30 protein-coding genes and 1 pseudogene are annotated in these 25,079 nt (G+C 51.5%); 4 read left to right on the top strand and 27 right to left on the bottom strand.

The genetic code is table 11. The annotated features are described in order from the left end of the window. The first annotated feature begins 20 nt into the window (after positions 1-20). The 3 genes from yfiB to AC2FC2_RS13015 all read left to right on the top strand — a co-directional run bounded on the left by yfiB (position 21) and on the right by AC2FC2_RS13015 (position 1,511). On the top strand, positions 21-518 hold the full coding sequence (yfiB, locus tag AC2FC2_RS13025) for an outer membrane lipoprotein YfiB (protein WP_037420612.1): 498 nt from the start codon (positions 21-23) through the stop codon (positions 516-518). A gap of 500 nt (positions 519-1,018) precedes the next feature. Continuing rightward, complete coding sequence (locus AC2FC2_RS13020; protein WP_490659367.1) at positions 1,019-1,261, top strand: DinI family protein; 243 nt, start codon at positions 1,019-1,021, stop codon at positions 1,259-1,261. A 10-nt stretch (positions 1,262-1,271) separates the two neighbouring features. Then, on the top strand, positions 1,272-1,511 hold the full coding sequence (locus tag AC2FC2_RS13015; protein WP_490659366.1) for a DinI-like family protein: 240 nt from the start codon (positions 1,272-1,274) through the stop codon (positions 1,509-1,511). Between the two features lie 32 nt (positions 1,512-1,543). Here the strand turns inward: AC2FC2_RS13015 and AC2FC2_RS13010 are convergent. From AC2FC2_RS13010 to AC2FC2_RS13000, 3 genes and pseudogenes are all read right to left on the bottom strand, one after another. After that, a pseudogene (locus tag AC2FC2_RS13010) lies at positions 1,544-2,896 on the bottom strand (phage tail fiber protein). 23 nt (positions 2,897-2,919) lie between these two features. After that, entirely contained in the window at positions 2,920-3,504 is a 585-nt protein-coding gene (locus AC2FC2_RS13005; protein ID WP_490659365.1) for a tail fiber assembly protein, read from the bottom strand. Positions 3,505-3,512: 8 nt separating this feature from the next. Further along, positions 3,513-4,427: a phage tail protein gene (locus AC2FC2_RS13000; protein WP_490659364.1), complete on the bottom strand. Its 915-nt coding sequence runs from the start codon at positions 4,425-4,427 to the stop codon at positions 3,513-3,515. Positions 4,428-4,677: 250 nt separating this feature from the next. Between AC2FC2_RS13000 and AC2FC2_RS12995 the strand changes: the two genes are divergently transcribed. Next, the gene (locus AC2FC2_RS12995) at positions 4,678-4,935 is read left to right on the top strand and encodes a hypothetical protein (protein WP_490659363.1); all 258 of its coding nucleotides are present in this window, start codon (positions 4,678-4,680) and stop codon (positions 4,933-4,935) included. Here the strand turns inward: AC2FC2_RS12995 and AC2FC2_RS12990 are convergent. From AC2FC2_RS12990 to AC2FC2_RS12875, 24 genes are all read right to left on the bottom strand, one after another. After that, positions 4,932-5,213, bottom strand: a complete 282-nt coding sequence (locus AC2FC2_RS12990; RefSeq protein ID WP_490659362.1) for a TonB family protein — start codon at positions 5,211-5,213, stop codon at positions 4,932-4,934. The two genes, AC2FC2_RS12995 and AC2FC2_RS12990, sit on opposite strands and share 4 nt — an antisense overlap. A gap of 60 nt (positions 5,214-5,273) precedes the next feature. After that, complete coding sequence (locus AC2FC2_RS12985; RefSeq protein WP_490659361.1) at positions 5,274-5,921, bottom strand: hypothetical protein; 648 nt, start codon at positions 5,919-5,921, stop codon at positions 5,274-5,276. 330 nt (positions 5,922-6,251) lie between these two features. Continuing rightward, entirely contained in the window at positions 6,252-9,437 is a 3,186-nt protein-coding gene (locus tag AC2FC2_RS12980; RefSeq protein ID WP_490659360.1) for a TipJ family phage tail tip protein, read from the bottom strand. Positions 9,438-9,493: 56 nt separating this feature from the next. Continuing rightward, complete coding sequence (locus AC2FC2_RS12975; protein ID WP_490659359.1) at positions 9,494-10,111, bottom strand: tail assembly protein; 618 nt, start codon at positions 10,109-10,111, stop codon at positions 9,494-9,496. After that, positions 10,104-10,823 (bottom strand): C40 family peptidase, encoded by a 720-nt coding sequence (locus AC2FC2_RS12970; protein ID WP_490659358.1) that lies wholly within the window; start codon positions 10,821-10,823, stop codon positions 10,104-10,106. Before AC2FC2_RS12970 ends, AC2FC2_RS12975 begins: the two co-directional genes overlap by 8 nt. A 2-nt stretch (positions 10,824-10,825) precedes the next feature. Next, a complete protein-coding gene (locus tag AC2FC2_RS12965) occupies positions 10,826-11,563 on the bottom strand; it encodes a phage minor tail protein L (protein WP_490659357.1) in 738 nt (245 codons plus the stop codon). Between the two features lie 66 nt (positions 11,564-11,629). Beyond that, positions 11,630-11,971, bottom strand: a complete 342-nt coding sequence (locus AC2FC2_RS12960) for a phage tail protein (protein WP_490659356.1) — start codon at positions 11,969-11,971, stop codon at positions 11,630-11,632. 12 nt (positions 11,972-11,983) lie between these two features. Next, positions 11,984-15,298: a phage tail tape measure protein gene (locus tag AC2FC2_RS12955; RefSeq protein ID WP_490659355.1), complete on the bottom strand. Its 3,315-nt coding sequence runs from the start codon at positions 15,296-15,298 to the stop codon at positions 11,984-11,986. Between the two features lie 231 nt (positions 15,299-15,529). Next, complete coding sequence (locus AC2FC2_RS12950; protein WP_490659354.1) at positions 15,530-15,895, bottom strand: phage tail protein; 366 nt, start codon at positions 15,893-15,895, stop codon at positions 15,530-15,532. A gap of 9 nt (positions 15,896-15,904) precedes the next feature. Continuing rightward, positions 15,905-16,159: an immunoglobulin domain-containing protein gene (locus AC2FC2_RS12945; protein ID WP_490659353.1), complete on the bottom strand. Its 255-nt coding sequence runs from the start codon at positions 16,157-16,159 to the stop codon at positions 15,905-15,907. A gap of 5 nt (positions 16,160-16,164) precedes the next feature. Then, entirely contained in the window at positions 16,165-16,620 is a 456-nt protein-coding gene (locus AC2FC2_RS12940) for a phage tail protein (RefSeq protein WP_490307810.1), read from the bottom strand. A 34-nt stretch (positions 16,621-16,654) separates the two neighbouring features. Continuing rightward, positions 16,655-17,047 carry an HK97-gp10 family putative phage morphogenesis protein gene (locus AC2FC2_RS12935; protein ID WP_490307808.1) on the bottom strand — a complete coding sequence of 131 codons (393 nt, stop codon included), beginning with the start codon at positions 17,045-17,047 and terminating at the stop codon, positions 16,655-16,657. After that, positions 17,044-17,433 (bottom strand): hypothetical protein, encoded by a 390-nt coding sequence (locus tag AC2FC2_RS12930; protein WP_490659352.1) that lies wholly within the window; start codon positions 17,431-17,433, stop codon positions 17,044-17,046. Before AC2FC2_RS12930 ends, AC2FC2_RS12935 begins: the two co-directional genes overlap by 4 nt. Next, the gene (locus AC2FC2_RS12925) at positions 17,420-17,749 is read right to left on the bottom strand and encodes a phage head closure protein (RefSeq protein ID WP_490659351.1); all 330 of its coding nucleotides are present in this window, start codon (positions 17,747-17,749) and stop codon (positions 17,420-17,422) included. Before AC2FC2_RS12925 ends, AC2FC2_RS12930 begins: the two co-directional genes overlap by 14 nt. Next, the gene (locus AC2FC2_RS12920; protein WP_490659350.1) at positions 17,746-18,060 is read right to left on the bottom strand and encodes a head-tail connector protein; all 315 of its coding nucleotides are present in this window, start codon (positions 18,058-18,060) and stop codon (positions 17,746-17,748) included. The genes AC2FC2_RS12925 and AC2FC2_RS12920 overlap by 4 nt, the downstream gene beginning before the upstream one ends. A 42-nt stretch (positions 18,061-18,102) precedes the next feature. After that, positions 18,103-19,320: a phage major capsid protein gene (locus tag AC2FC2_RS12915; protein ID WP_490659349.1), complete on the bottom strand. Its 1,218-nt coding sequence runs from the start codon at positions 19,318-19,320 to the stop codon at positions 18,103-18,105. 15 nt (positions 19,321-19,335) lie between these two features. Beyond that, positions 19,336-19,989, bottom strand: a complete 654-nt coding sequence (locus tag AC2FC2_RS12910; RefSeq protein ID WP_490659348.1) for an HK97 family phage prohead protease — start codon at positions 19,987-19,989, stop codon at positions 19,336-19,338. After that, positions 19,976-21,205 (bottom strand): phage portal protein, encoded by a 1,230-nt coding sequence (locus AC2FC2_RS12905; RefSeq protein ID WP_490659347.1) that lies wholly within the window; start codon positions 21,203-21,205, stop codon positions 19,976-19,978. Before AC2FC2_RS12905 ends, AC2FC2_RS12910 begins: the two co-directional genes overlap by 14 nt. After that, positions 21,205-21,399, bottom strand: a complete 195-nt coding sequence (locus tag AC2FC2_RS12900; RefSeq protein WP_490659346.1) for a hypothetical protein — start codon at positions 21,397-21,399, stop codon at positions 21,205-21,207. Before AC2FC2_RS12900 ends, AC2FC2_RS12905 begins: the two co-directional genes overlap by 1 nt. A gap of 13 nt (positions 21,400-21,412) precedes the next feature. Next, a complete protein-coding gene (locus AC2FC2_RS12895) occupies positions 21,413-23,125 on the bottom strand; it encodes a terminase large subunit (RefSeq protein ID WP_490659345.1) in 1,713 nt (570 codons plus the stop codon). A gap of 42 nt (positions 23,126-23,167) precedes the next feature. Continuing rightward, entirely contained in the window at positions 23,168-23,665 is a 498-nt protein-coding gene (locus AC2FC2_RS12890) for a phage terminase small subunit P27 family (protein WP_490659344.1), read from the bottom strand. Between the two features lie 222 nt (positions 23,666-23,887). Then, complete coding sequence (locus AC2FC2_RS12885) at positions 23,888-24,073, bottom strand: hypothetical protein (RefSeq protein ID WP_129543850.1); 186 nt, start codon at positions 24,071-24,073, stop codon at positions 23,888-23,890. Beyond that, positions 24,070-24,420 (bottom strand): HNH endonuclease, encoded by a 351-nt coding sequence (locus tag AC2FC2_RS12880; RefSeq protein ID WP_490659343.1) that lies wholly within the window; start codon positions 24,418-24,420, stop codon positions 24,070-24,072. The genes AC2FC2_RS12885 and AC2FC2_RS12880 overlap by 4 nt, the downstream gene beginning before the upstream one ends. A gap of 9 nt (positions 24,421-24,429) precedes the next feature. Further along, positions 24,430-24,966 carry a hypothetical protein gene (locus AC2FC2_RS12875; protein WP_490659342.1) on the bottom strand — a complete coding sequence of 179 codons (537 nt, stop codon included), beginning with the start codon at positions 24,964-24,966 and terminating at the stop codon, positions 24,430-24,432. Between the last annotated feature and the right edge of the window lie 113 nt (positions 24,967-25,079).

The raw sequence follows: 25,079 nt of genomic DNA, 5'->3' as shown, positions 1-25,079 counted from the left end.
ATAAAACTAGGGATTTGATTATGATACAGCAAACACTAAAACGCCGTTTTTCACTGCTGACGATGATGTTTATCGCCTTGTTAGCCCTTGCCGGCTGCCAGAGCAAACCGCAGGGCTTAACCCCTGAGCAAATTGCGCTGTTGCAGTCACAGGGATTCAAACTGACGGATAACGGCTGGGAATTTGGCCTGTCCGACAAAGTACTGTTTGGTAATAACGTCGGCAAGCTGAACCCGGAAAGCACCGAAACGGTACAAAAAATGGGTCGCGCACTGATGAGCGTTGGCATCACCCAATTCCGTCTGGACGGGCATACCGACAATTACGGTGAAGACAGCTATAACGATCAGCTGTCGCTGCGCCGTGCCGATGCCGTCGCCGACTTGCTGGCCAGCGTAGGCATTCCTCGCGCCAATATTGAAACGCGGGGTATGGGCAAGCGCGATCCTGTGGCCGATAACCGCACTTCCAGCGGTCGTGCGGAAAACCGCCGCGTCGCGATCGTCGTCACGCCTTAAGCAACCAATATGCGCCTTCACGGGCGCATAAAGAGTTATACTTGGCGATCGCGGAGTGATGTCTGGGATCCGCTTTCGAAACGGGCTACACTCCGCAGCCAGACATCCTATCTACCCCAAATAATTGGCGTTGCATCGCGACGGCAACTAAATGCATCCCCGGAGCGTACGCGTAGTCCGTGACAGGGGTAAATGCAGGCAGCCAACTAAGATGCAGCACCAAGTATGACGGGTATAAAAACTGATATAGAGAGGCTAGAGCAACGTGGCTCAATACGTCTATACCGTAATGAGCCTCTTTTTGTCACACCTGCCCAACACTGCTTATGTTATGTTTTTACTAGGTTTTTTATCTTTCTTGAAAAACTTACTCCAGCTCAGAAACACCCATTTTTGCACTATCCATGCCCCATTTATGCCCCATTAGCTCACTGAGCATTGAAAAAATCACTCACCCGAATATACTGTATAAAATTACAGTTAAATTTAGGGGCGTATAAATGTTCGTAGAGCTCGTGTTTGATAAACGAAATGTGGCAGAGCTACCTGGCGCAACAGAGATGATTAAGACCGAACTGACCAAACGGGTGCACGGTATCTTTCCTGCTGCTGACGTTCGTGTGAAGCCGATGCAGGCCAACAGCCTGAATACCGACGCCAGCAAAAGTGACAAAGAAAAACTGAACCGGATGCTGGAAGAAATGTTTGAAGAATCTGATCAATGGCTGGTAAGCGACAACTGAGGGGGCAATCATGCTTTACGTTGAAGTGACTATCGACAAGAAAAAACAACTACCCGCCGGCGCCGCTTCCGCATTGGCGGTCGAGCTAAACAAGCGGCTGCAGCGTAAATATCCTGATGCTGAAGCCACCGTTCGCATGGCCAGTATGGATGGGCTTTCAGTGCGTAACGGCACCACTGCCGACAGAGAAGTGATCGAAGAGATACTGCAGGAAACATGGGAAAGTGCGGATGACTGGTTTCAACCATGACTTAAGAGCCGGGCTATCCCGGCATCTTAAAGTTACGCTTCATCAGCAGTCGCTACTGGGTTGTCAAATTCTTCAAAAACCTCCAGCACCGGCATTTCAAGACGCAGGTCAATCCAGCGACCATCAGGGATGTCCATTGGGTCGCCAGCCACGATAGCAGCCGTATCAACATCAAAGCGGCGTTTGCTGACCTTCACATAGATTGTGCCATCCTTACCTGTGCTGGTTTCTACAAAGCATAGACGGTTGCCGTTAACGTCCTGGGGCACCTAAATGTTCCAGCCTTCCTCAGCGAAGCCCAACGATCCGGTAACCTTGTAGACACCGACAGAAACCCGCTCAGCGGTTACTCCATCAGCCTCACCGTTCACAGCCACACAGCCGGAAAGAGTGAAACCGTTCAGGTAATCATCTGGCATTTTTTCAGGTTCCCCGGAAAGCCTGGCGATCGGGGATGCAGCTTTCAGGAAGCCGTTACCATCCACCGTTACGTTATAATCAGTAAAGACCCGGCTTTCTTTAACTGTAGTGAGTCCACTTGGACCTGTTTTCTGCCATGTCGTACCCTTCACAATATCAATGCCAAACATTGCAGTTGGCGAACTACTAGCAAGGATTGTTATCGATGGCATGCTGTAAGCAGGCCCAACCATCCATAACTCCCAACGCGCTATATCTGAATTGTATATCGCGCCAAATCTCACGTCTGAGCCACCAGGGCCAATACCAGCAACCATCAGACCACGGGCATCAAGTGCCGATGCTGTAGCATTACGCGCTGAAAATTGGACCAGTTTTATATCCAGCCCGGGATTTCCATATGTTCTGCCAGCAGCTATTAACAAATGCACACCGGATACACCCGTTGTTGTCGCTGCAAGAGTAGCTAATTTTAGATACCCTTGGGCGCTACCGATCGTATTCACAACAGCAGGAATTACGACAGCTCGTGAACTTTCTTTAACAGCTCCCGCCAATGTTGCTGCTGCGTTATTCTCGCTTTGCTTTGCCGCCATAGCTGACGCAGCTGATTTGTCAGCAGACGCTGCTGCCTCCAAGCGCATGCGATCAACAGTTTGCACAATCTCCGGTGTGATGTCGCTTTCACCAGGGCGGCGCAGGAAGTCATTGAGCGTGCCGGGAAGGGAATCGGTATAAACTTCTATTGTGCCTACCCGTTCAGGCTGAGAACCATAAACAGACACAATGACTTCATATGCGCCAGGCTCCACGTTTAACGAATACAGGCCGCTGTCATTCGTCACGGACTGTGATTTTGCCAGGTTAAGCACCGTTGACGAGGTTTTAATTGATCGCATCGTAATGGTTACACCAGTACGAGGATCGCCATAAGGTCCTTTTAATACACCGCTGATTAACACCATTGTTTATTTCTCCATTAAAATAACTAAGCAGGAAGTGAAGGCCAATCAATATCAGGCGCGTTTGATACTTCTACCCTACTAAGATAAACACTGTAGGCCTCCCATTGATTAAGCTTTTCCTTTTCCTTATCCGTGGCAATACCAAGTTTTATAGCCCTGGACAGCATGACTATTTTAGATTCTGCATTAACAGCCAGTTCTTCTTTATTTTCCCTTGCTGTATTAATGGCATTTTCTTTCACAAGAGCCTCGTTAGTTACCCAAGAGTTACCGTCCCACTCATCAAATTTTGTTACCGGCATTTTAAATGTGTAGATATCGTCAAGTTCACCGAGAGTTTCAATAATAAACTCGCTTCCTGTTTCCTTTTCGTATGCACTCTTTCCACGAAAGTCGGCCACATACCCCCAGCCACTCAGCAAGCGAACAATCGCACACCCATCTTTTTCTTTAAGTGGTTCATCAATATATGAGTTAGCAGGTAATCCGCAATGAATTTGCACATTAACCTGTAACTGTCCAATTAGCTCTCTGGTATCAGGTGAACAAACATAAGCAGAGACCACACCTGATTCCGTAGCAAAACCGTTTTCATCAAAACTAACCATTATTAACCTCACGCAGCTCGAATAATGAAGTTAACAGCTATACTCTTTGGTGCTGTTTCCTCATCTTGATTATCGTTATATGTAGTTGCCATGTATGGCCAGCTTGAATTAAAAACATCACCCCAATCATAATATGAAGTATGAGCGAAGCCATTACCGATTATCGGGAATGTTTCTTTTTCACCAACAAAAGAATCCCCTGCTGGAGTATCTCTAATAAATGCCTTTCCAAACATATGTTTATGTTTCTTCAACCTATCATTAACGTATTGCAAAAGTGCCTGAGTTGGGTTTAACCCACGCCCCCGGTCATGCCCGCGCGGGAATACGCCCCTAAAATCAGGAAGCACGCCATTGGTAAATATCTTCGCCAACTTTGGGTAGACACTTTTATCAAATGCACTGCCATCACAAATTTTAAATCCGTCAGGTGGCGTTGCCAGCGGCCACATGCTGATAATACCCAGGGGGACATCTATCAAATCAACCTTACCAACCAACTTATCGTTTACGTTAGTCAAGCGCTCACTCAGCGCATTCCACGCAGGTCCTGTATATGTGCTGTTGTCGGGAAGTGTTATCGTTACATCACCGGTACCGCTGAATACCTGCTGCCAGTTGCGCTTATCCAACAGCAGTCCCCGCAAGGCCTCAGAGGTATAGGCGTGCGTCTGCGCAGTGATAGATACCATCGCCCCATAGGGGACCGGCGTCCAGGCCAGACCGTTGGCAGATGGACCGTCGAAGTTACGCACCAAGGTAAGCGCCGTGTTCGACTCCACCGACTTAACCCCAAGGGTGTAAACGGTCTGGCCTACTGTCACCACAATGAAGTCGTTGGCCTTGAGTTCGGTACTGAACGAAGTGCCGCTACCAGTAACCGCCGCCGAATTGTTTTTTAGGGTTATTGTGCCTGCTGGCATGGTGTTCTCCTGAATTTTGGCGACAAAAAACCCGGCGCGGTGGCCGGGTCATTTGGCATTGATGGACTGCTATTTATCGCAGGTGGTGATGGTGACGTGATTTTTTTAATCCAGTGTAATACAAGCGAGCCGCTTGCTTAATTATTCATTCCATTGATTTATCAAGGTTTCACAAACAGAATAAATGGTAAAAAGTATTTCGCCATGTTAAATTTATTTAATTGTGACCACAACACGGAAGGAGTGTGCTATGTCAAACCATTTCGAAATTATCGATAACTTCACGCTTGAAACTTCATGCGATGACGTAGAGTCTGTGGCTAGTGAGGTAACCGCATTGAAAATGGCAGTCGGTCTTTTTTTTCGCTCCCTACCAGATGAACACAAAATTGCTCATCTAAATACACTTGAAAGCTTTGACCACGAAGATATGAGAAGACTCGCTACATTCCTGCGGCAATTTATGAACACTCAAAAATCTGCAAGTGCCACAGACTCTATTAATTAGCGATTTTCACCTTTGAACACAATCTTGAGGGGCACATCTTTCTTTGCCTCTCCTTTCATAAATTTCCAGTTTTTCACCTGACTGTCTACAGACCTGTCGAATACATATTTTGGCTCTGACTTTATGATTCTTATATGTTCAACAACTCCTGAATCGCTAATGTCATATATTATTTCCACAAAGCCTGAAAAGTTAAGATCTAAAGCTCTTTTTGGATATTCAATTTTATTTTCCACACTATTAGATGCAGTCGATATCAGAAGGAGTGTGAGAATCATAATGAACCTCATAATTTTCAACCTTTAGTTTTAAGTTAAAATTCAAAAAAAACAATCATATCACTCTAGATTAGGAAGCACTGCATACGGAATTCTCAAACCATACGGGCGCATTGTTTTCTCCCAAGCGTTCTGGTTTTTACTTATCCATTGGCATGATAAAGCACCACCGATAAACCGGAAGAAAAGCCCGCTATATCCTGTAACTTCTCCATCGTAGGAAATATTACCAGGCGCATTACTTGCCAGTAACCATGTGTTTTCACCAATTACTTGTGTATATGCGTTGTTATCCAGATCAAAATTTTTTGGAATGTCAAAGAAGCCAATAATTCGTGGTATTTTTGCCGCATGTACGACAGACCAAACCAAATCACCAGCGGCATTGAATACATCCCTGTAACCACTTTCTACTGGCATATCGCTACGTGTTCTAGCCATCCTACCTGGATTTACAGTCATCAGATCCGTATCGCCGAAAATCATTTTTGCACCACTATTTGGCTTGAACCATCGGAGGCTATCGTTTATAGGAAAACGATTGGATACATATCCCATATCCGAACTATTACCGATTGTTGTTGATATTTGATAAAAACCAACGTCTGAGATACCACTATATATCATACTATCTTGATAATAAGTCCCCTTATAGTTTGAATCAATCATAAGGGCACCATGTTCATTCCAATACTGAAAACCACTCACCTATCCCTCCTTACAGAAAACTGAACACGTCTATAGTTACCGTTACAGCCTGATAGAATCCGGGGTCTATACAGTACAGCCGCACACCACCATCATATGCACGAGTCATGTAACGGTCCGGGGGTTGGGAAGTATTGCTGGTTGATATAATAACTCCAAATGAACCACTTTCAGTGGCCCCCGGATAAGGGGCTGTTGTTTGAAAGGATTGTGCAGGCATGGATATCTGCACCCTTCCAATATAACGAGTATTATAGTCTCCGAGATCTACAATTAATTTTCCGTTTGCATCCCAGCACTGAATTCCACCCGCCATAATCTCACCTCACCTCACCAAAGCCCAGAGCGCATACGAAGCGTGCCATTAGAATCAAAAATTTGCTCAAGCGTATTAGTGATAACTTTTCTACCGGCGCCATTACTACCGTTAATTTCAAAAACACCGGATTTATTGAGTTGCCATCCCATTCTGCCAGCAACATAGTCATTAGACTGAATGTAATCGCCAATCATCGCGTTCTGTATCCAGCCCTTGCCGATAAACGCTTGGCTGATAAGCACCTGCCCATCCTTGATGATGAACGGCGAGTAATAGCTACCGTTGCTGCCACTGATCACCACAAACTGGTTAGCGTTAACGGCTACGCGTGTAACAACCTGCGTACCGTTGACTGTCACGGCAACCGCCAGACCGGCATCGTAGTTCGTTCCGTTATACTTGATACCCGTCTTCAACGTCCAAATCGCCGAGCCGCCGGAAGCGTCGGTATAGGCCGTCATTTTTTCCTGTATCGCAGCTTCCTGCTCGTTAAATTTGGACGTAACGTCAGTTTCTAACTGCGCAACCGAGCTTTCAGCGTCGGCGGCCACTTTCTGCGCCTGGATGATCCCGGCCCGGTTCTCGCCGTAGTTGGCCCACTGCTGGTTAGCGGTACCGTATTCCGCCAGCACGTTCTGCAAAATGGCTTCCGGGTTGGTTTTCAGCGGATCAAGCAGCGCCTTGCCGTCCTCCGAGTTCAGGTAATCATCAACCACAGAGCCGATCAGCTCGTCAGCATCAACGTTGGACATGCCCGCGACAAATGGCGTCCAGTCGCCCTTGTTGCCGATGCGATCCACTAGCCGGGCTCGATACCAACGGCGCACGCCCGCCGGCATTGGGCCATGCTGATAGCTCACCCCCGGGTAGGGAACATTGGCCAGCAACAGTGGGTTCTGGCCATCGGCGGTGGTCGCCTGCTCTATCTCGGTGTAGGCTGTATCGCCAGCACCAGAGGGGAATCCCCAGGTAACATCAATCGCCCAGACGACGTTATCACTGGCCATAAGATTAACCGGCGTGCCGGGTTTACCCACTTTACCGCTGAGTGTGGTTGAATCAGCATACCCCCAGGGAGAAGAGACATTGACCGCATTCATGGCGCGTACGCGCACGTCGTACACCCCAGAGTAAATCCCCTGGACTGTAAAACCCTGCGCACTGGTGCGCCCTATGTTCACCCAGTCGCCCTTATCCTTGCGCCACTGGGCCAGATAATCGATAGCGCCCTCAACACGCTCCCAGGTCACCTGCATTGAGGCCACCGTCAGCCCTTGCGCCTGATGATCAACTTCGGCGATAACGATATTCTTAGGTGCTGACATAACGTTAGGTGGCGTGACCGAAATCGGCGGCGGGTCGATGCGCACACCGTCATCGATATAGCGGTACTTGTTGGGGTCATGCTGAACACCGGCGATCGTGAATGTGCCGTCATCGTTTGCTGAGATCGACGTCACGCGGAAATACTGGATCGCCAATTTGTCACTGTCGATACACCACACCGCGCCCGCTACAGGAGTTTGCCGGTATGCCGTTGCGACGGTTACCGTCTTTTTGTCAGCGCTGATCGCGCTGATTGTGCGACTTTGGGCGGTACCATCGGGAAGGTTTACCACCAGGCGATCGCCAACGGCATAGTCAGCCGGACGGTCAACGGTAATTTTCAGTCCAGCAACCCGGCTGATACGGCCACCATTCTCTTTTCCCGCACGGAAGGGGTCGGCAACACCAATGATTTCTGCCGGCAGCGGGATATAACCATCCAGTCCAACACCAAATGAAATCGAGCCGTCTTTGGCATTGGACAAAATAGCCCATCGCCCTCTGCGGTGCGCCTCACTTTGCGAAGTGCAACCGATCGCTGTCAGCTGCATCTGATTCGCGTTGTAACGTTCCACAAGCTCTGAATCGTATACAGACTCAATCGTATCCGAATAATGATTGATGGGGTCCGAGTAGGAAACATTGCAAGAGGTAAACCGGTTTTTATACGAGCCGCCAGCATAGGTGAAATCACCGTTAACGACATTTGAAACGTGGTAGACATAATCAACATCATCTTGCGGCACATCGGCATTAACATAAATCTGGTCATTCCCCCAGAAAGTGATGCCGCGAAATACCGCCGCGAGGTCACGCAATACGGTGTATGCGTCCTGCTGATTTTGGATAAAAACATTACAGACAAAGCGCGGTTCTTTCCCACCGGCACCGTTAGACACCATTTCATCGCAGTATGCGGCGATGCTGTATAGCTGCCATTTGTCGATCATGCTGGCATCGACGCGCCCACCCATACCGTAAATTTCATCCAACACCAGATCGTAAAAAATCCAGGCAGGATTGTTGCTGTAGGCCAGCTTGAAATCGCCGAGCCACGCCCCGCTGTATGTCCTTGTACTCGGGTTATAATTGTCCGGCACGCGGATTAATTTGCCCTTTGGCTTGCAGGTTGTCTTCGGCACGCTGCCGTTAAACTGGCTGGAATCGAGCTCGACATACAACAATGCAGTGTTGGGGTAACGCAGTTTGCTGTCGATGACCTCCGCGAATGAAGCTATCTTGAACGCGTTGATGAGTTTTGTCGAAGTTGAATCAGGCGTAATGCGGCGGACGCGAATGGCCCAACCCGTCGTGGATTTTGGCAAATCAATACGGTGATCGCGTTGATACTCTGACGTAGTTTTACCATCAAACTTACCATTAACGACGTTCTGATATGCGTCGCCATCCGTTGATAGGTCGATCGCGTATTCGGTGACAGTGCCGACCATATCCCCATTATCCTTGTACTGATACTGGATAGGCAGACTGAGTTTAATGCGTACAGCATCCAGGCTGAGATTTGAGAAGTTCCTTACCCAAGGGGCGTTTTCCTTAACCTCAATGCCTACCGTCGATTCATTGTCTATTTCCGGCAAGCCCTGGATATACGCTTGATCCTGAGTGCCTTTGCGAAACTCCCATTTAACGCCGGTAAAGTTATAATTTCCTGCATCGTCAGCAAGTGGCGTATTGTTTAGATAGATTTGCTGCGCCGTGAGGTCACCTTGAATTTCTCCCTCAGACAGGGCGATAACCATTTTCAGCTTGGCAACTGACAGCAAGTCATCGGGTTGTTCTACCGGAGTATGTGGGCTTCCACCGCCACCTTTACGGCCGCTGATAACCGTTTGCCTTTCAAGTAGTCTCATTTTTCACCCATAAAAAAAGCTGCCAAGAGGCAGCCATAAACCATTTCAACCCGTGGTTACTGTTGATCGCTAGAGAAAATACCGGCACTGATAATGGCGCCGCCGATCTCCCGTTCGCCATAAAGCAGTGGTACCGGGTAACCCATTGCAACGGTATTCACCGGCGCACCAAAAGCATAGTTAGGCTTATTGTCCGTACTGGAGGATGCGCCTATATTCATGCTTGGCTGCGGCGTCAGAAGTTGTACAACGCCCCCAAGCATCATGCTGATACCTATCCCCGTTAATACCGATGTCGCTGAAATTGTGGCGGCTGACATTGCGGCCCCCCACGCTGCCAACGATGCGCCTGCAGTGAAGAACGCAGCGACCAGGGCAACAGCGCCGATGACAACTTGCAGCATCCCACCACGCTTAGCGCCTTCGATTATGGGCGTGATCACGAATTCACCCGCACCTTTTGCCATATCAAATTCTTCAATGCCGATATTTTCCCGACCACTGAAAAAAGCGAACCGAATGCCATCGAGATGCGCTGTTGACATGTATTTTTTAAACCCTGGAATAGTGGCGCACATGGCCCGCAACGCCTCTCGCAAATCCGTAACAGCATACTCATGGTGACGGCCAAACTTCTTTCCCATCGATCCTCTGAGCGTGATTTTTTTACGCATGGAAGAGCTCCTTATGTCGAACAATCCGAACGGTGCGATCACGATAATATTTACCGTAATGCACCCTCGCCGAAAGGTTGCCGAAATTGTGGTGCAGGATGGTATTATCTCCGAGATAAATAGCTGCATGATTGGTCACCGGTGCGCTGATCTGCATCATGACCATATCCCCGGGGCGAATGGCATCGCGGGAGACTTCAATAAACCCTTCGGCCTGCCAGTTGTCGTCATAGATGTTTTCTTTGCCGTCGATCCACCATTCGCGCGGCACAGAGTAATTTTTCAAGGTGATGCCGTGATGTTGGCGGAAATAATCCATGATTAGCGTCCAGCAGTCGGCATAACCCAACACCCAACGACGGCCGACAAGCTCGCGCTCACCTCGCGGTGATACCGTGCAAAAATCACCGTCTGGCCAGGACATAATCCCCCACTCAATACCCGAATGATCGCACTGTATCCGGTCAAATTCTGACGGGATCAGCTGTACGACATCCGGGTGAGAATGCACAATCATTATGATTTCGCCTTGCTCTTCAGCTACAGCATAATCAGCAGGCGAAAGCGTAAAGTTCTCGGTAGGTTTTTCTGAGATATTGCGGCATGGGATATAACGCTGGTTTCGCCCGGTATCAATGATGACTCCGCAAGCCTCATTCGGATACTCCGCGCCAACATGTTGCCGTATGGCATCCGTCAATTTTTTTCGCATGATTACTTCCCTTGCAAATTTGCTGCGGGGAACCCCCCGTAGGGCAGCGGGTTCTCTTTGCCATGCCTGTCTTCACAGTCCCTCATGCGACCGCCGCAAACATCCTTCGAAGGATCATCCGTCGGTGTGCCGTCTTTCAGGAAATACCGCGTGCCGTTGTAATCGCACCCCGTACCTGTGCGGTACCAACCACGCATACACCAGGTACAAACCGGGGTGATCTGCCGCGTTGGCAATTGCAAATTCTGAATATCGAAAGGGGTACACAGCTCGAAATCAACCTGGCCACGCGTCTCTGCTTTTTTGGCGTTAATGTAGTAAAGCTGCACCCGTTCTTCAGTCGGCATTGCGCCTGGGTTGCCTGCTTTCCAGTTGGCGGCATCGAGATACTTCGCCATCGTGGTACGGATACGCACCTTTGCTTGCACCATATCGTCGTAGGCCAGGCATAGCGATGTAACGTAGTTGCCGACGTTGCCGATCGACAGCGTTGGTGTCGGCTGTGAGCCGGTACTCGTCAACTCGGCCCCCTTATACTCATACGGGTGCGGGTCGTATTCGTTCCCCTGCCAGATAATCGATGGCATATTTTCGGCCGCAAACGACGCCCAGCCATCAGCCGGAATATTATGTGCATGGAATCGCAGGACACGATCCATACCAAAAGCAGTGCCATCGACTTCGATTAACTGGATTAACTCGCCGGGCTCCAAAGACTGCAAATCTTGCGTTAAGCTCATATTCCCCCCACAAAAAAACCACCTCTCGGTGGCTTCTCTATTTTTGGTGATGCAGTTAGAGCACTATTAAGGTGCAAAAGCCTGTTCAAACGTAAATGTAATATCAACGAACATGCCATTAATAAACTTGGGTTTTATAGAATCAGACTTCACTCGGTAAAGTTTTTTCTCACCCCACGGATTCGTCCACCAAAAAGACTGAATAGCATGGGATTTTAAAAAATCTCTCACAACTGAAATATTGATACTTTCACCATTACAGGATAATGACCATGTTTCCACCGCCGCATTTAGCCCGGAACTGGCCACTTGCTTATAACCATCACCAAACTGAACCTGGATTATTGAAATATTAATATCTTCACTGGCTTGAAGCCTCACAGGCCAATTAAACGTATCAATAGTCATGCGTCACCATTATTAACGATAGAGTAACCCACCGGGCGATATTTCCTTTTTAAGACGTTCTGAAATTGTTGTTTGGATAATTGACTGTAATAACCTTGCCGTGTTCCCTGTATTGGCGTTGTTAGTGTCGCCGGATGAAACCTCCTGTGTAATCGATACCGGCGCATTAACTTCTATGGTCGTCGTTCCAGAGCGAGAAGACTCAGACGGTAAAGCACGCACACCCAGTGAACCGTCTGCGCCTCGTTTGAGTGGCATGATGGCTTCCGGTCCCGCTTCGCCCATCAAGCCAGCCCCTTTGGCAAACGCAAACGTTGTGGGTTGGCTTACCACCTGGCCGCTGTAGGCACTCAGGGAGGGCGAGGAATAAACGCCGCCTTTGGCATTCGCGAACATTGGAACGGTCCCAGGATTGTTGCCGCCACCTGCTGTGCCCCCGCCAAAACTCATAAATGACGAGAGAATAGTTTTTGTCAGTAGCGCCTGAACCGCCATCTCAATCAGGTTTTGAACAATGGACTGCGTGAGGGAGGAAAACAGCCCCACCATGCTGTCTTTAAAGGTTTGGGTACCGGTAAGCAATCCGGTCAGCATGTTGGTGGAGCGTTCCCGCATCGTGTCCACCAGCCCGAGTTGCAGCTTATTAAGCTGGCTCTGCCCGGCATACAGGTTCATTGCCTGCTGATATTGTGCGTCAGTTGATTCCCGTGTTGCCGCCTGCATCAACTGCTCATAACGCTGCTTGTCGATGTACCCTTGCTGGTAGTACGCCTGATATTGCGCCTGCTGCTGCGCCAATTGGTTGCTCAACTGAACAGAGGGATCAACGTCCCCGGCGATGTTCTGCCGTGGTGCCGCAATGGCATCCGCCTCTGCCTTTAACCTCTCGCGGGCCATATCTTGCTGCAGGGTGTGCCGGGCGACCAGGTAATCACGTTCCGTCAGCAAACGTGCGTCATACAGCGCTTTCAGCTCTCTGCTGGTTTCCTGCTCCTTACGTACTGTCGCCTGACCCGGCGCATACTGCTCAGCCAGCTCTAACCGTTGTCGCTGGTAGTTCTCGGCATTCAGAGACATGACGCGTTGTACATCTGCCTGACTGGCGCCGGCAGCTTTAGCCGTGGCGATCAGTTTGGCCTGTGAGTTCCGTTCTTCCAGGTCAATTTTGGCAAGGCTGGTTGAGTGGGCAACCTCAATTTCCTGACGCAGTTGCTGATATTGCTTCAGCGTCTGCTGACCTTTTTTATCTGCCTTGGCCGGGTCTTCACCACCCCATGGGCTTTCAACCGACGAACCTGCTGCTCCCACCCTCGCAATGGCATTGTTAACCACGTTAGCGTCAGCAATACCACTCAGCATCATCTCGCTGAACCCAGATTTAACATAGTCCTGAGCGGCTTTAACTCGACCCATAGAGTCAGTCAGCGTTACGAGCCCTGCCTGAGCATTCTCCAAATCTGCAACCGCTCGTTTACGGTTGCCTTCAACACCTTGCGCTTGCCCGAAAGGGTCAAATCCTTTGAGGCTACTCAGCCGACTGTCTGCGTCAATGATTTCCTTTTTCAGCTGGTTAACCTGGGTAACCTGGTTTTTGTACTGATCATCCAAATCGAGCGCTTTAACATCCAACTGCTTTGACGACATCGCCACAAGCGCCTGTGTTGTTTCCTGAACGGCATCTTTAAGGTTCAAGGCAGACTGTCGAGCCAGCTTGTTCTGCTCATGGAAATACAGTATTGCAGAACCAGCCAGCATCGCTGCCCCGAAAGGCCCACCAATCAACCCCAATGCGCCACGGGCAAGCCCGGTAGCCACCGATGCTGCACGGGCTGACACTGACAGGCGTTTATTTGCCGCATCCAGTTGATTCTTGCCAACCGTGGCCGCGCGCGTCGCCTCGGTTTCTTCCCTGATCAACCGGTTATAATCAGCGGTATAACTGACGTTCAGGCCGTATTGCTTGGCCGTTTTTTCCATCGCACGAACGCGGCCGAATTCGGCGTTGTTTTGCAGCAAGGTGGCGTTGGCACTGTCAATCGTCTTCTGTGCCATACGGGCCTGATCCAGCGCAGCAGATTTAACAGCGGCCTGCTGATCGCGCCATGCCCCGATGCTTTCACGGATACCGGCGGTTAGCTTGGTGGACATCACCGGGATCAGCGTATACAACGCCACGCTGGCCACCATGTTGAAGTTATCCGCCAGGCCGTTAATAGCCTCGGTCACACTCTGTACGCCGGTACGCAATGGGCCGCCGCTGGCTTGCCCGACTTTGATGATCAACCCTTCAAAAGCACTGGTCAGCCCCATCAGATCGCCGTTCAGGTTGTTGACGCGCGTCGCGGCCTGTTCGTGCGCTGTCTGGGTACCGGTCAGGGACTTTGTCAGGTCATCCAGCTTGCTGCGGTTACTCACCAGAATCGACGCGGCGTTAATATTCTCCAGGCCAAACAGCTTGACCGCCTGCGCCGTGGAGAGGTTTTTCTTCGACAGGTTTTCCAGCGCGGTGCTTAGCCCCACAACGGAAGGTTTGAGCGTTTTATCCGTGCCTTTTTCAAGGTTGAGGATAACGTTACGCAACCCGGTGCCTGCCTCACCGCCTTTAATTTCACGCTCTGCCAATACCTGGATCGCTGCGTTCAACTGCTCAAAGCCGATCCCGGCCTGCGCCGCTGCCACACCACCATTCTTTATCGCGGCTGCCGTATCGGCAATTTCAGACGAGCCATACTTAGCCCCAGCGGCCAAAACGTTAATGTAGCGGTCAGCCTGGCTGGCGCTGGCGCCAAACTGGTTAAGCGAAAGGGCCAACGTCTTTGTCGCATCCGGCAACGTGGTACCCGCCGCCTGTGCCAAAATCAGCGCACTGTTGGTCGCAGTAGTCAGCCCGTCCGCCATTTTCAGCAGTTCCGGCTTGGCACTGGCCATCAGCTTTAACGCTTCCGCCGCCTGGCTGGCACTGTACTCGGTGGTGCGCCCCATCTGCTGCGCGGCTTCATCGAATTGTTTCAGCTGCGCACCGGTAGCACCGGTGATCGCGGAAAGGTCAGACAGTGCCTGACCATACTGCCGTGTGGTGGTAATAATGCTTCCCAGCGAGAACCCCAGGCCTGCAACGCCAGCCAAACCCGCCAGCGTCCCTTTCAGGCTGCTGACCGTTTGGCCGACACGCTGATAAGCCTCATCGGTCTTTTTCGCATCCTGCTGGGCTTGGCGGTTAAACTTGCCGGATTGATCGCCGGCAGTGCGGTACGCCGCCACCAGCTTGTTTCTAAAATTGGCGTCATTCAGGTACAACCCGACCGCCAACGATGCTACATCAGCCATTTCCAAGCACTCGCATAACGTCAGCACACTGCGCATCAAGGGTACTTTGCACAGGCTGAGCGGGTTGAAGAACAGGAGCATCCTCCGCAGGGTCGGCAGTAATGCCCTGCAGCTTGAAGTATGCCCGCCAATGATTCAGAACTTGCGCCGGCAACGCGGCGATTTTGCGAGGGTCAGACTCACCCCAACGGTCAGCCAGTTGAAAAATCAGCATCAGCCAGGGTGAGTCAGTCAGTTTTTTTCCGCGTCTTCCAGCGTGCCGACGGCATGACGTTTGACAGTGCTGATGGCTTCAACCAGAGTTGGGTTGTCGTGGGCCTTCAACAGTTCATCCACGCTGGGTAACGCACTAGCTGGAATGCGCTTACCGTCCGGCGTCATAAAACAGGACAGCAGCAATTCAACATTGAGGCGGGCGGCCTTATTCATATCACCGGCCTCGATAGCGTCTTTCATGCCATCTTCATTATCCTGCAGCTCGGATGCCTTCAGGCGGCGGATGAAGGTTTTAGCACCAAACATCGGCACTTCAAGCACGTGGTCGTCAGATTTCAGCAGTGCTGCCTTGAGCGCCTTCAGATCGTATTTCTCGGTCATCGATTTTCCTTACTTAACGGTTACGGTAGCTGCTGCGCTGTTGAGGGTGTCAGCACGTTCTGCGGACAGCTCCACACGATATGTACCGGCATCAGCCGCCACAACAGAGTTTTTGGTATAGGTGGCAGCGGTGGCGCCGCTAATGTTGGTACCGTTCTTCTGCCATTGGAATTTAACGGGCTTGCCGTTACTGGAGGTAGCCGCAACAGTCAGGGACAAATTGCCCCCGACCGCCAAATCAGCGTTTTTCGGCTGGGTAGTCACGCTGATCACACCTTTGGGGCTACGGCTCCCCATGTGTTGTTGTTCTGCTTGCCTTGCACCGTGATCTGAATGACCTCGCTCGCTGGCGCGGTGATCTCATTCATTTTCCAGCCAGACAGCGAAAGGATGGAGGTTGAGGTGCGTCCGTTCGGCAGCTCAACATAGAACTGCACGGTTTCGCGATTGTCCGCAGCAGTCAGGAACGCCGCAAAATCGGTATTGCTTGGATCGTCAATAAACCCAATGGATTTTTCAGCCCCTTCGGGCAGATCGGAAATAAATTGCTTGGTCGTGTCGATCAGCGTGGTGCAATCGACAAAACTGCCTGTTTGCCCCATCTCACCGACCGCCTTACAGTTGGTCAGCGCTTTCATGGCAGCAGCGGCCGCTCCAATGGGTCCCCATTTCACAATAGTGCCCGCCGGCAGCATGGCGTACTCTGGCGAAGTTTTATCAGCCATAATGTCTCTCTCTTAATGATTGTGGCAGCGGTCGCTACCGGTTTTCGATGCCGTAGCGGATTTCTGCCGCCAGGATGCGTAATACTTGGGTTTTGTTGTAGTCCAATGCAGGGCGGATAAACGGATCGGCAACTTGTTTCACCGTGCCGAATTCCTGCGCCAGCGCCTTCATTTGGTGTGCCTTGCTGGGGCCGACACGCAGTGTGACTTGTGCGCGGCCTCGGGTGGTCGAGCGGATAGTAATGCTGTCACGCATATGCGGGCCGGAGGCCGTTTCGTCATATCCAGCGTGCTGCTGCATATCCTCCAACACCGGCACCAGGGCGGCGCGACCTGCATCACGCAGAATTTTTGTTGAGACGTCCCGGCCCAGCGCTTCCAACTGACGCGCCAATTCATCCATACCCGTGATATTGATACCTATCATGCGGCGTCCTCCGGGTAACAGATGATGTAATCGCGTACCAGTCGGTACTGGATGCTGTTGTTGGTCAGCGTGGTCGCACCTTGCAACATGGTGCCGCGTGTCACCGTCTGAACCGGCCAGCGGCCAATGTGCCCATGCTGGATGCCTTCCCAATCGACGCAGATAGCCTTATCCAACTCAAGCAGGCGGGCGTAATCGTCGATCACGTACAGCGAAACCTGGAAGCGGCCTTGCACCAGCGCGGTGCTGGCCAGCCCGGTATCAAATTTAGGGTCGGTGATTTTTTGGTATGTCACCCCTTCCTGCTCTGGATCGGGCAACAATAGCGGGTACGCAGGCAGGCTGGTTAATACCTCCAGCGCCGCTTTGATTTCATACTCGATCATGACGAATATCAGCCTCCGCCGTAATTAACAGCCGGTCTCGCTGTGAACGGTCAGGGGCTCGCACGGTAAAAATTCGCTTTTGAAAAACCACCTGCCAGTCAACGGTGATTTCATCACGCGGGCGGAGCGTGAACAGCATGGTTTCCACCACCTGCCCTTGCTCACCGGTACGAATTTTCCGGTTGGAGATCGGCTCCGCATCCGCCCAAACTTCGGCGACAAACTCGTAGGATTTTACCGAGCCGCCGGTGCGATCGTCCCGGACAACGATCGGGCGCAACAACCTGATGCGGTTATTTAGTTTTCCTGCCTTCATGTTCCCGGCCTCTTTCGCTTTCCCTTCAACAAGTCGTAGAACCCCAGCGGCGCCTGATACAGTTTCTCTTCAGAGGTTGTTTCGCGATTTTCATACCAGTGACCAACCGCCAGCATGATCGCCAGCTTGACCTTACCGGCAATCACAACGCCCTCATCAACATCTTCCGGGACGCGTTCGTCAAACAGCGGCAGATTTAAGTATTCCTGCGCAAGGTCCTTCGCCGCATCGGCATAAATGGTCAGCAGTCCATCTTCTGTATCGCTGTCAATTCGGCATTGAAGGCGCAGCTCATCAAGTGATGGCGTCATATTGACCTCACAAAAAAGGCGGCCGGAGCCGCCTGATATCGCTTATTTGCCTGCCGGCGCCGCCCCCATCTTGAGCAGCTTCACCGAGTTGCTGTCCACCATCATCGACCCTACACGCTTGGTGGTGTAGAACCCCACAAACGGCTTTTTGGTGTACGGGTCGCGCAGCATGCGCACGCCGATACGATCCAGAATGGTGAAGCAACGTTTGAAGTTGCCAAAACCGATTGGCGTCCCGTCACCGGCGATATCCGGGAACTGCTCATTCTCGGCAATGCCGTAGCTCAGCAGCGAAGACGGCTGGCCGAGCTGCAGGCCTGGCTGCCATAGATAGTTGCCCTGGCTGTCTTTCAGCGTGCGGACGGTGAACAGCGTGCTGTTGTTCATCATCCAGCGAGCGCCCGAGCGGTAAGGCTTACGCAAGGTATAAACCAACTTCACGATTTCATCGGCAGTGATCGCGTCTGGCTTGCCGGCCAGCAGGTGCTGCAGCTTGCCCCAATCGCGCTCCTTGTCGTCTTTGATGTCACTGCCATAGGCCAGCAGCCCTTTCGGCTTTTTGTCTCCGTCGCCGTTGGTGAAGGCGATTTCTTCCTGCTCGGAAAACTCCTGAGTCAGCTCAGAGACAATGAAGTTTTCCACATCGAAAAACGCATCATCCAGCATTGTCTGCGTGGCCATTGGGTTACCGTAGATTTCACCCCATACCGGCTCAATAACTGCCAGCTTGGAGGTCTTGGTTTCCGGGCGCGCGTCGGTTTCACCCACCCAGCCGCTGTTAGTGCCGCCCTGGTTCACCAGTTTTTTATAGTTCGGCGTGCCCATAGTAATAACGGTACACTCGGCACGCATGACCACCTCATCTTTCAGCGCGCTGATAATGTTGCGGTCCAGCTCCTCCGGCACCGCGTAACCACCATCCGGATCGGTGGTCGTCTGCATGGCTTTCTGTTCAAGTTCCGCCAGCCCATCATCCTTGCCTTTGCGGACGAACTGAAGCCAGCCGGCCTTGTGTTCCGTCGCGGCTTTGGAGTCTTTGCCACCGCCGGGACGTTTGACGGCCGCCAGCTCTTCTTCCAACTGAGATTTCAGATTATCCAGTTCGGACAATTTCCCGTTCAGGGTGTCCACGGTTTCGGACAGCTTGCCCTTTTCCGCTTCGATCGCGTCCAGGCGCTTATCGTTCTTTTTGGTGAACTCTTCAAAGTTACCTTTCAGTTCCTGCGCGACCTGTTCAACGTCTTTAATATCAACGGCCATAGTATTTCTCCAGATTCAGAATGTTATTGATTTCAAAATGGTTAAAGCAGCACCCACATCACCAGCATCACGCTGAGACAAGGCGCCGTATCCCTCGGCCATAAACGCTTTGGCCTGAGAGCGAGAAAGCCCAACATCGCGCAGGACTCTTTCAATACTTTTCGGGGACGGGGTTTCCCCACGGGCAAACGCAGATTTCACATCGCTGATGCGGGCCTCGTCGTTGGCGGGGAACGTCACGAGACTGACCTCCCAGAGATCCAGCTCTTTGAGCATCCAGGCCTCTTTTGCCCTGTCGTATTCCCAATCCTTCAGCATGTACCCAATAGAAAGGCCGGTTATGGAACCGGCCTTCATGTGGGCATGAGCGCGTTTGGCGAGAGGGTCATCATCGATCAGCAACCGACCTTTGATGTATAAACCCACATCATCTTCCTGCATTTCGGCATAGACGCCGATCGGCTCATCCATCTTGTGCTGCCACAGCATGGCAGGCCAGGCGCCCTTTTCTTTCCATTGAGCCAGTGAATTGCTGAACGCACCGGGCACCACGATATCGTCATAACTGTCTTTCACACCGAAAACCGAGCCATAGCCTTCAAACTCGCCAGACTCACTGACAGACTTGATTTTCAATGGAATATCCAGCCGCTGCTTAGTCATCGGCATTGTTGCTTTCCTCAGTTGGCTTTTTCTTGTCACTGGCCGGCGGCTTGGTGGTCATATTCATCGGCGTCAGATAAATATCGCCCCCCTCTCTTGGGTTAAGTTCTTCCAGGTCGCGGCACTCATTGGGGGAATAAATACCCCAGTTAATCCCCGTGGCGTATGCCTCAAACCGTGATTGCATATCCCCGCGCAGCAATGCGCCGGCGTTGAATTTTGCGTAAAAACGGCCCTGCGAGGTGGGCTTTACCAGGCCAACGTTAATTCGCTGTTCGATACGCGTAAGATACGGGACCAGGGAGTAGTTGATGAAACCGATCCCCAGGTTCTCAATATTGTTAAAAGTCGCCCGGTCGGTGTTTTGCACCATATGAAGCGGCACGCGGTAAATGCGGCAAATCTCTTCCAGTTGGAATTTACGAGTTTCGAGAAACTGCGCGTCTTCTGCGCTGAGGCTGATTGAGTTCCATTTCAACCCCATCTCAAGGATCATGGGGCGATGGGCATTGGCCAGTCCTTGATGCCGTGATTCAAAATCATTTTTCAAGCGATTAAATGCATCGTCACTTAATGCATTATCCGTTTGAAGCACACCGCTAGTGACCGCACCATTGCCGAACAGACGGGAACCATGTTCCTCGGTCGCCATCCCCAGCCCGATCGCCTGCCGGGCATAGGCGATCGGACTTAATCCGTTCAAGCCATCCAGCGTAAAGATACGCACATGCCAGATATCATCCTGGGTCAGCGTGTCGCTGGTGCCGTCAGGAAAGGTAACCTGATAAACCGGGTTCCAATCGGAACCCAGTCGGGGGACAACGCTGCCAGGATCAAGCGGCAATAATTCGACCACTTCACCTAACGCCTTGACCTTATAGGCATAAAAGTTACCACGCAGGCACAGACACCCAACCAGCATCTCCCAGAACTCCTGAGGGGTCATGTAGCCATTGGGTTTAACTGACAGTAGTTTATGCAGACGCTCTTTCACCGCGCGCCGATTTCCCCGATCGAGCTGCTCAAAGAGACCGCAGGGCAACATGCCCACCGATTCCGCCAGCACGCGAACGCAACTGAAAACGGAGGTCAGCTGCATTGACAGTTGCGGACTGATACGCCGGCCGGTGTAAGTGTCGTAGGACAACCCGACCATTTCAGCTATGTCTTGCGAAGTAACCGGCTTATCCCCCGACTTTTGAAACATTCCGGGAAAAAACATCAGTCCTCCTTATCCGGCTTTACCGGATTGCGTCCTATCATGCTGGACACAAGCCAGGACCAAAGGAGGCATAGCAGCCCGGCGGTCATGAAGCCTGCCGGCGGATAGATGAGCCAAACGCCGTAGGTGAGCAACACGGCGCCGGCCACACCCACCAGCACCGACAACACGCTGATAAAATGCAAAACCCGCATGGGGCGACCTCCATTAAAGTGAGCGCAGACCGTGAGTTTCGATATGCGTTGAAAGGCTTTCTTTGGCATCACCACCGTTAACAAGCAGCCGGCTCATCGCAATAAACATGGCGACAGGTCCGTCAATTTTGTTTTCTGGGGTGGATTTATTGGGGAAGATATTTTCATTTTTATCCGGTTTGACCGTGATGTTTGACATCATCCAGGTCATAACCGGGTTGCCGTCATGGTGCAGGCGGCCTGCGTACACTTTCGCCTCAGCTTCTTTCATGGCCTCAGAAAGATTTTTCACTGTCTGAGCCACTTCTACGACCGGAGCACCTTCAGCCGCAACCGACAACCCGAACTGAGTCGCGCTCCACGGGTCATATGCCAGTTCGTTCATCGAGTCACCACCAGCCCAGGCTAAGGTTTCCTCTTTGATTAACGCATGGTCAACAACATCCCCGTCGGTAAACTCCAGGTAACCGGCCTCATTCCACTTTTTATACAACTCAGCCTGCTGCCTGGAACAGGCCTCCAGGCGGCCTTCTGGGATCCAAAAGCGTGATTTGGTATAGATATCGCCGTTTGGCGCAAGCCAGACCTTAACCGCGGCTGAAATGTCGATTTTGTTAGCCAGGTCAACACCAAGCCACATTGGCCAACTCGCTGAATACGAACTTTCCCATGCGTCACGGCATTTTTCCCAACGCGCCATATCCATCCACGCCTGCTCACCCTGCACCCAGATATTGAGGTGCTTGGTGAAGAAGTTAACGCGAGCGGACACCTGCTCCTTCGCCTTTTTAGCCAGGCGGCGCATGTCGTCCCAGCGCTTGCAGACACCCAGACCGGGGTTCGCTTTTGGCCAGTTGGCTTCATCAAAGGGATCGTCGTCCTTGTCGAGGGTGTAAATCAGGGCGAAATAGCTGTCATCCTTGATGGATAGGGGGTCTGGATTATCAAAATTCTGCAATACCTTGATCGCATAATCCCGTTGCTCGTAGCAAATACCCTCTTTGTTAAAACCTGCCGTAGTGATAGCGAATATCAGCGACTGCAAGCGGGCGCCGGTCGCCGTTTCCAGCACGTCCCAAACGTCACGGGTTTTATGAGCGTGCAGCTCATCAACGATCCCGCAGTGAATGTTCAGGCCGTCCAGGTTGTTCGCATCGCTGGCCACCGGCTCGAATTTAGAGCCAGAACGTTCCTGGTGGATGTTCAACTTGTTGCTGCCGAACAACCGCCCTAGCGTTTTTGCCGCCAGCTTGATCATCCGTTTGGCATCATCAAACACGATACGGGCCTGATCGCGCGTTGTCGCAGCGGAATAAACTTCCGCACCGCCCTCACTGTCAGCGCCGGTCATATAGAGACCAATGCCAGAGGATAGGGTTGATTTGGCGTTTTTACGTGCCACCTCGTCATAGGCGGTGCGGTACCGGCGCACGTATACCGGATCGCCGTCATCGTCCAGAACGGTCTCAGACGTCAATTCGTCTATCAGCGGAATAACAAAACCGAAGAGGTTTATCAGAATAAAAATATGCCAATCCATCAGGTCGATCGGCTTGCCGGTCAAGTGTCCCTTCACATGCGGCACGAAATTATAAAAATCGAGAATGTGCTGAGCGCGGCTTTCATCGAAGTAAACACCGCGCTCAGGGCCGTGCTCTATATCATGAAGAAACCGCCGGCACGCCAGGCGCACCAGTTCGCCAGCAACTATTTCGCCAGATACCACGCGCTCGGCGTAGCGGAATCCATCTGCAACGGTTGCCTTTCATCATTTGCGCTTTTTAAGGAATTCTTCCAGTGGGTCAACCTCAACCGGGCCTTTGGCACCGACTTTGGAGCGGCTTGAAGGGGTCATACCAAACTCTGACAGCATGGCGCGAATTCTCTTCCAGGCGTCAGCCTTCATCACGGCAGCGGGGTGCGGCTTAATCATTCTGATTTCCCGCTCTTTCCCTTCGTCAGGATCATCCTCGCTGTAAACCGCGTAGGTGTAGCCCTCGCGGTCGAGCGTGTCGCAGTGGTGCCGGTACTCAACATAGGCCTCGATCAACAATTCGAGCGCCTTGGCATCCAGCGTGGTCATCACGCCGACGGCATCAAGTTCCTCGCCAATCCGCTTAAACCAATACTTGCCCTGCTTATCAAAATGCTTCGGCGTTGGGGGTACCCCAGACGGTGGTTTTGGTTCGTTTTTATTGATCGCCCGTTTGGATGGGTTCCCCTTCACTAAAGTCAGGTGTGTCGGGGTTTTCGGTGGTCCAGGCATAATCGAAAACTCCTATTAATGACCGCATGGGGGCACCCAAAAAAAGGTTTGCTAACCTGCGGCGGTGTGAAAAGAGGTAAGGCGGCGGTACTTTAGGCCGAGAGGGGTAGAGATTTGATCCCCCCCTCCCCTTGCTGATGAGAACCTATATCATTTGATAGTGAATGATTCAAATTGCAATCAAATAACAGTTAAATGATATTCATTTCCATTTAATGCCATTCATCCTGCCTGCTGTTGCAACTCTGCACCGACCAGCCCAATAGCAACCATCGCCTCACCGCCTGGGTAATCACTGAGTAGCTTTCGAATGGCATCAATGCATTGCTTCACACTTTGCTGTTGATCTTCAGGCATAGAGGCTATCAGCCCCTTGAACAGCAATACCGTTTCATCGTCTCGTGTCATCTCGTTCTCTCCGTTGCCGTCTTGCGGCGGTGACAGGGCCAGCACAGACCTTCAAGGTTCGAATCATCATCGGTACCCCCATGTGCTTTTGCCTTGATGTGGTCAACCGTGGTGGCCGCTACTGCTCGACCGTTGCGCAAGCATTCCTGACACAGGTGATTGTCACGCGTCAGGATGCGTGCCCGTCTGATTGTCCAGTCATTGCCGTAACCGCGCTGGTGCCGGCTCTTACCCTGCTGGTGATTCTCCCAGCCTGTGTTCTGGTGGTCAGCGCAGTAACCAGAGCGATCGGTTGTTGTCTTGCTACATCCATGCTTACGGCATGCGCGGGGGATTTTGGCTGGCATGAGTTACCTTCAGAGCATAGCCCTATGGATCTTACCGCCAGGTTGCAGTTCCCTTTCGATTGTCATCTGAGCCTCTTTCCTTGCCTGTCGGCTTACTTGTTTGATGAGGTCAGCCTGTAGAATGGCGCCGTCTTTAATCTGAGCCTCAGCGAGGAACACCTGACCTGCACTTATTGTGTAGGTCGATTGGCCCACATACTCGGCAGACTCGCCAAGGTACTGAGTCTTCTGTATGCGCTCACAAAGGTCGGCAATGCGGGTAAGCTGGCTCTCCAGCGCAGTCAGGGACGCGCTATCAACATTGATGCCGAGGCTCATAGTGCCGATGCTCTCGGCTGGCTTAGCCTGGTCGAGTTCGAAGGCAGGAGTAAAACCACCTTTTACCGACAGCGTGATCGGGAAGTATTCAGGGATACCGTTTACCATAGTGCGCACGCCATGAAGGTCATAACGCGCAGTGCCGGCTGGGTTACTTAACTCATAACCGTCATCGGTGACGGTTATGCCGAGATTGCGCATCACTTCTCGCAGGGGTAACTGTTTCATTCCGTTTCTCCAAATAGAAAAGCCACCAGCCTTCCGATGCGCTGGGTGCGCGGTAGGTGCAGGGTGATGGCTTTGGTTATTGTGCATTATCGATGGTACTCAGCGAATACCAT

The sequence above is a fragment of the Serratia sp. CoH_122_TC_1 genome (assembly GCF_058191755.1).
This window is presented reverse-complemented; position numbering and strand designations above follow the sequence as displayed.

What these genes read in the sequence shown, in the direction of transcription:
- yfiB (WP_037420612.1), top strand. Translation starts at nt 21, where the DNA reads ATGATACAGCAAACACTAAAACGCCGTTTTTCACTGCTGACGATGATG.
- AC2FC2_RS13020 (WP_490659367.1), top strand. Translation starts at nt 1,019, where the DNA reads ATGTTCGTAGAGCTCGTGTTTGATAAACGAAATGTGGCAGAGCTACCT.
- AC2FC2_RS13015 (WP_490659366.1), top strand. Translation starts at nt 1,272, where the DNA reads ATGCTTTACGTTGAAGTGACTATCGACAAGAAAAAACAACTACCCGCC.
- AC2FC2_RS13005 (WP_490659365.1), bottom strand. Translation starts at nt 3,504, where the DNA reads ATGGTTAGTTTTGATGAAAACGGTTTTGCTACGGAATCAGGTGTGGTC.
- AC2FC2_RS13000 (WP_490659364.1), bottom strand. Translation starts at nt 4,427, where the DNA reads ATGCCAGCAGGCACAATAACCCTAAAAAACAATTCGGCGGCGGTTACT.
- AC2FC2_RS12995 (WP_490659363.1), top strand. Translation starts at nt 4,678, where the DNA reads ATGTCAAACCATTTCGAAATTATCGATAACTTCACGCTTGAAACTTCA.
- AC2FC2_RS12990 (WP_490659362.1), bottom strand. Translation starts at nt 5,213, where the DNA reads ATGATTCTCACACTCCTTCTGATATCGACTGCATCTAATAGTGTGGAA.
- AC2FC2_RS12980 (WP_490659360.1), bottom strand. Translation starts at nt 9,437, where the DNA reads ATGAGACTACTTGAAAGGCAAACGGTTATCAGCGGCCGTAAAGGTGGC.
- AC2FC2_RS12975 (WP_490659359.1), bottom strand. Translation starts at nt 10,111, where the DNA reads ATGCGTAAAAAAATCACGCTCAGAGGATCGATGGGAAAGAAGTTTGGC.
- AC2FC2_RS12970 (WP_490659358.1), bottom strand. Translation starts at nt 10,823, where the DNA reads ATGCGAAAAAAATTGACGGATGCCATACGGCAACATGTTGGCGCGGAG.
- AC2FC2_RS12965 (WP_490659357.1), bottom strand. Translation starts at nt 11,563, where the DNA reads ATGAGCTTAACGCAAGATTTGCAGTCTTTGGAGCCCGGCGAGTTAATC.
- AC2FC2_RS12960 (WP_490659356.1), bottom strand. Translation starts at nt 11,971, where the DNA reads ATGACTATTGATACGTTTAATTGGCCTGTGAGGCTTCAAGCCAGTGAA.
- AC2FC2_RS12955 (WP_490659355.1), bottom strand. Translation starts at nt 15,298, where the DNA reads ATGGCTGATGTAGCATCGTTGGCGGTCGGGTTGTACCTGAATGACGCC.
- AC2FC2_RS12950 (WP_490659354.1), bottom strand. Translation starts at nt 15,895, where the DNA reads ATGACCGAGAAATACGATCTGAAGGCGCTCAAGGCAGCACTGCTGAAA.
- AC2FC2_RS12940 (WP_490307810.1), bottom strand. Translation starts at nt 16,620, where the DNA reads ATGGCTGATAAAACTTCGCCAGAGTACGCCATGCTGCCGGCGGGCACT.
- AC2FC2_RS12935 (WP_490307808.1), bottom strand. Translation starts at nt 17,047, where the DNA reads ATGATAGGTATCAATATCACGGGTATGGATGAATTGGCGCGTCAGTTG.
- AC2FC2_RS12930 (WP_490659352.1), bottom strand. Translation starts at nt 17,433, where the DNA reads ATGATCGAGTATGAAATCAAAGCGGCGCTGGAGGTATTAACCAGCCTG.
- AC2FC2_RS12925 (WP_490659351.1), bottom strand. Translation starts at nt 17,749, where the DNA reads ATGAAGGCAGGAAAACTAAATAACCGCATCAGGTTGTTGCGCCCGATC.
- AC2FC2_RS12920 (WP_490659350.1), bottom strand. Translation starts at nt 18,060, where the DNA reads ATGACGCCATCACTTGATGAGCTGCGCCTTCAATGCCGAATTGACAGC.
- AC2FC2_RS12915 (WP_490659349.1), bottom strand. Translation starts at nt 19,320, where the DNA reads ATGGCCGTTGATATTAAAGACGTTGAACAGGTCGCGCAGGAACTGAAA.
- AC2FC2_RS12910 (WP_490659348.1), bottom strand. Translation starts at nt 19,989, where the DNA reads ATGCCGATGACTAAGCAGCGGCTGGATATTCCATTGAAAATCAAGTCT.
- AC2FC2_RS12905 (WP_490659347.1), bottom strand. Translation starts at nt 21,205, where the DNA reads ATGTTTTTTCCCGGAATGTTTCAAAAGTCGGGGGATAAGCCGGTTACT.
- AC2FC2_RS12900 (WP_490659346.1), bottom strand. Translation starts at nt 21,399, where the DNA reads ATGCGGGTTTTGCATTTTATCAGCGTGTTGTCGGTGCTGGTGGGTGTG.
- AC2FC2_RS12890 (WP_490659344.1), bottom strand. Translation starts at nt 23,665, where the DNA reads ATGCCTGGACCACCGAAAACCCCGACACACCTGACTTTAGTGAAGGGG.
- AC2FC2_RS12885 (WP_129543850.1), bottom strand. Translation starts at nt 24,073, where the DNA reads ATGACACGAGACGATGAAACGGTATTGCTGTTCAAGGGGCTGATAGCC.
- AC2FC2_RS12880 (WP_490659343.1), bottom strand. Translation starts at nt 24,420, where the DNA reads ATGCCAGCCAAAATCCCCCGCGCATGCCGTAAGCATGGATGTAGCAAG.
- AC2FC2_RS12875 (WP_490659342.1), bottom strand. Translation starts at nt 24,966, where the DNA reads ATGAAACAGTTACCCCTGCGAGAAGTGATGCGCAATCTCGGCATAACC.